Consider the following 4,402-nt stretch of genomic DNA (forward strand, 5'->3'; position numbering starts at 1 on the left):
TCCTTTCCTTCAGTAATAGTGAGCTGGGAAGTTAACCTGAAAGCCACTGAAAAATCAATTTTCATCCCTCCCTCAAATCCATAGACGTAAGCACTAGCCGAATTCTGGATTGCCTGCACACGGCTTGGCTCTCCCTGGTAATCTATAATGGTCTCGCCATCCAGGCTAAAATCCCGCCTTACCATGGCATTATCGAGATAGGTGTAAAATCCTGCAATTTCGAATTGAATATTTTCTACCGGAGTCCAGTCCACGCCTAGCTCGCCGTTGTAAGCATATTCGGGTTCAAGATCGGGATTGGGAACTATAACCGCGCCGGGCTCGGAGTCGAAAATTTTTCCAATATCGTCGATATTCGGTGCCCGAAAAGCGGTGGATAAATTGAGTCTCCAATTCAAATTGTTGTTTTGCTGCCAGTTAATACCGGCACTTCCGGTTAACGCGCCAGTATTAATATCTGCCTCTTCAAAAGGAAAATTATAAAAACCGGCATCAAAATCTGCATTTAAAATTACACGGTTATACCTTAACCCAGATTGAAAAGCCAGGTTTTCCTGTATTTTCCATTGATAACTTCCGTAGGCGGCAAAAGATTGCCAGGAAGAATTATCAGGATATCGGGAAGCGGTTGGATTAACTTCACCGGAAATTATATGTCTACTTTCCCCTTCAGAATGCACATTATTGAGCACGTATTCTATTCCGTAGAAAAATTTACTTTCCTGAAATCCCTTTTCAAAATCGAAGTTAAAAGAGTAGGCATCTACATTTTCTTCGGTATTAAAAAGTACTTCTTCACCAAAATTCCGGTCGTTACGGCTTTCAGCAAAATATTGATAAGCGGCAGTAAACTGGGCTTTATCGTACACCTTTCCATTTCCGGTTTTATTGACTTTGAAATTCCCCAAAAACCAGCTTTGGGGACCATAATACCATTCGGCAGATCGTAAAACCCCATCCCGTTTCCTATACAGCCTGTCGTAACGCGGATAATCTGAAGTTGTGGAATAGATAAGTCCCAGGTTAAAATCCCAATTTCCGTCGGGCATAAATTTAATCTTTTCCAAAAGGTTGATCTGATTATAACCCGTAGGTTTCTGTACCCGCGGATCTGGATTTTCTACCTTGATATCCTCCCCATTCCGGCGAATTGCATAGTCGGTTCTCAAATATTCTTCAGGGCCATGTTTTCCCATTTTAAGATCTCCAAAATCTGAATAAGTAACTGAAGTTTTAGAGGCCCATTTTTGCCGCCCAACATTCACATCTGCATGCACTGTTTTTTCATTATTTGCCGTAGCATAGCACGAGTAAGCATTTCCGGAAACCGAAGTTTTTCCGTTGAAAGAAAAATCAGGGCGCAGCGTGTAAAAATTCATGACCCCACCAATAGCATCGCTGCCGTAAACCACAGAGCCGGGGCCAATAATTATTTCGCTGCTCTCCACAGCAAGCGGATCTATGGAAATTACATTTTGAAGGTTTCCGCTTCTAAAAATTGCGGTATTCATCCTCACACCATCTACCGTAATTAATAGCCGGTTGGTCGCAAAGCCACGAATCATGGGACTTCCACCGCCTAACTGACTCTTTTGAACATAAACCTGCCCGGTATTTTCAAGAAGGTCTGCTGAAGTTTGCGGAGTGTACAGTTTAATATCTTCAGGAGTTACAGTTACTATTTTCTGCGGAATATCTTCCTTGCTCATCTCGAATTTGGAAATGGACAATATTACCTGCTCCAGTTCATTCTCATTACTGTTCAAATAAACCGAATGATTTTCCCTGATGATGTCAAATTTTCTCATCCTCACCTCATCGTGGGAAATATGCTTAAAAATCAGGATTTCATTTGTGCTGAATTTAGAAATATCTGCAAAACCATCAAAATTGGTAAGTGTTGTCCTGGATTTTTCGGGATTATAAATGGCCACATTAGGAAGTGGTTCATTGGTTTCCTTATCGAAAACCTGAATTTCCTGTGCATATATTTGGAAAGATAAGAAAAAGGCAATTATGCCAAAGAGCAATCGCATTAGCTGAAGATTTCGTTGAGGACGGCAAGCGACTTTGGCTTTCTAAAACCTTCAATATGTAATTCGTAGTACAAAATAAGGATATTCAGGAAATTAGTCCGGCTTGTCTGGTTTAGTTTTATACTTGAGAGGCCATCAAAATTTATGCCCAAGAACTGCCGCAAAACCTGGAGATTTTCACCTTCAATACAATATTCATTACTCTTGTATTCCTGGAAAACCCCATCCAGCATATTGAAATACGGAAAATTCTTATTAGAGTCATCAGGCTGAAACCCCAAATATCGGCATAATTTCAGCAAAAACAACAAATGGAAATTGGCTATCGTCTCGTGAAGGTCCAGCCAGTTTAAACCGGCCTTTAAATACTCGTACATTGGCCGGTTTGCCTCTTCCTCCCGAATTGCATTCTTTAAAACTTCAGCTAAAAACATCACCATAGATGCTTTTACCACGTTTGTGTGCAACGTTTGGTAAGTATGCAGCACTTTTGCCTCCTTTAAGTACTCCAGCGTCCCTTTATTTTTATGGCTGGCAACCAGGTCGAGCTGGGTGAGCAGCTGGAAGAGCGATGCCTTTAATTTGCCCTTTTTCGACTTCAATATCCCGCGAAGCATGTATGTTTTGAGTCCGCTTTCCAGGGTATAGGCCTTTACAATAAGATCTGCCTCTCCGTATTTTAGCGCACTAATAACTATTGCTTCGGTGTTTACGTGCATTGGGTAAATTTGAAGCCAAAGGTATAAAAAGAGGTCGTCCAAAAAGCCTTTTTCTTCAACTGAATAAATTCAGGATGACGATAATTGGCATTTTAAGACGACCTCTTTAAAAATCGTGTGGTACTATAATTTTAAACTGCTCCCTGGGCGAGCATAGCATCGGCTACTTTTACGAAACCGGCAATATTGGCTCCTTTCACGTAATCTACGTATCCATCTTCATCTGTTCCAAATTCAACACATTTTGCATGTATATCGTTCATTATTTCGTGAAGTTTTTTGTCTACTTCTTCTGAAGTCCAGGAGTAACGCAAAGAATTCTGGGACATTTCCAATCCTGAAGTGGCCACTCCCCCTGCATTTGATGCCTTCCCGGGAGAGAAGAGGATTTTTGCATCCTGGAAAACCGCAACAGCTTCTGGAGTACAAGGCATGTTGGCACCTTCTCCCACGCACATACACCCGTTGGCCACCAAAGCTTTAGCATCTTCTTCCTGCAATTCATTTTGAGTGGCACAAGGCATGGCGATATCACATTTAACATTCCATGGAGTTTCTCCTTCGTAATATTTGGCATTTGGATATTCCTCGACATATTCACTTATCCTGCCACGCTCCACATTTTTGAGGTTCATTATATACTGAAGCTTGTCCTGGTCTATTCCTTCTTCATCGTAAATGTATCCTCCGGAATCTGACATGGTAACCACTTTACCTCCTAATTGCAGGGCTTTTTCTGCAGCGAATTGCGCGACATTTCCAGACCCGGAAATAATTAAGGTTTTGCCCTCAATTTTATCTCCTTTTCTGGAGAGCATATTTGCTGTAAAGTAAACATTACCGTAACCTGTAGCTTCGGGACGTATTAACGAACCGCCGTAAGAAATAGCCTTCCCGGTTAAGATTCCTGTAAATTCATTTTGTAATCTTTTATATTGTCCAAAAAGATACCCTATTTCACGGCCGCCAACTCCAATATCACCTGCCGGCACATCTGTATTTGCTCCAATATGTTTAGAAAGCTCGGTCATAAAGCTCTGGCAAAATCGCATCACTTCATTATCAGACTTTCCTTTTGGTTCAAAATCTGAACCTCCTTTACCGCCACCCATAGGCAATGTCGTTAAGCTGTTCTTGAAAACCTGCTCAAAAGCGAGGAATTTCAAAATACTCAAATTAACTGATGGGTGAAACCTTAAACCTCCTTTGTAAGGCCCAATGGCAGAGTTCATCTGAATCCTGAAACCCCTGTTCACCTGGATTTCACCTTGGTCGTCCAACCACGGCACTCTAAACATGATTACTCTTTCCGGCTCTACCATGCGCTCTAAGAGCTTGGCGTTCTGATACTTTTTATTTTTTTCTATAAAAGGGATTATTGTTTCTGCAACTTCATGAACCGCCTGCATGAATTCAGGTTCATTTTGATTTCTTACTGATATTTTATCAAGGAAATCTTTTACATTTTGTTCCATAATAGAGTTCTACTAATGAGGATTATTAAAAAATATTGCTGTTATGCGCTGCAAATATAAGATTTCTGCAAACGATAGTCGATCATTTTTATTTTTTGATATAACATTAACATGAGAAAACAGTTGTCTTCGTGGAAATTTTGGTTTTTTAACATTGTTAAAGTTCTTTTCA

The 4,402-nt window shown here is 40.6% G+C and carries 3 protein-coding genes; all 3 read right to left on the bottom strand.

The window, feature by feature from the left end; all coding sequences use genetic code 11:
• Positions 1-2,036, bottom strand: a 2,036-nt coding sequence (locus tag RM529_RS15960) for a TonB-dependent receptor (RefSeq protein WP_311485744.1), incomplete at its 3' end; no start/stop codon positions are given.
• Positions 2,036-2,755, bottom strand: a complete 720-nt coding sequence (gene recO, locus RM529_RS15965) for a DNA repair protein RecO (RefSeq protein ID WP_311485745.1) — start codon at positions 2,753-2,755, stop codon at positions 2,036-2,038. The genes RM529_RS15960 and recO, both read right to left, overlap by 1 nt.
• A 131-nt stretch (positions 2,756-2,886) precedes the next feature.
• Positions 2,887-4,230: an NADP-specific glutamate dehydrogenase gene (gene gdhA, locus RM529_RS15970; protein WP_311485746.1), complete on the bottom strand. Its 1,344-nt coding sequence runs from the start codon at positions 4,228-4,230 to the stop codon at positions 2,887-2,889.
• Between the last annotated feature and the right edge of the window lie 172 nt (positions 4,231-4,402).

The organism is Autumnicola edwardsiae (assembly GCF_031846505.1).
Classification (GTDB): Bacteria; Bacteroidota; Bacteroidia; order Flavobacteriales; family Flavobacteriaceae; genus Autumnicola; species Autumnicola edwardsiae.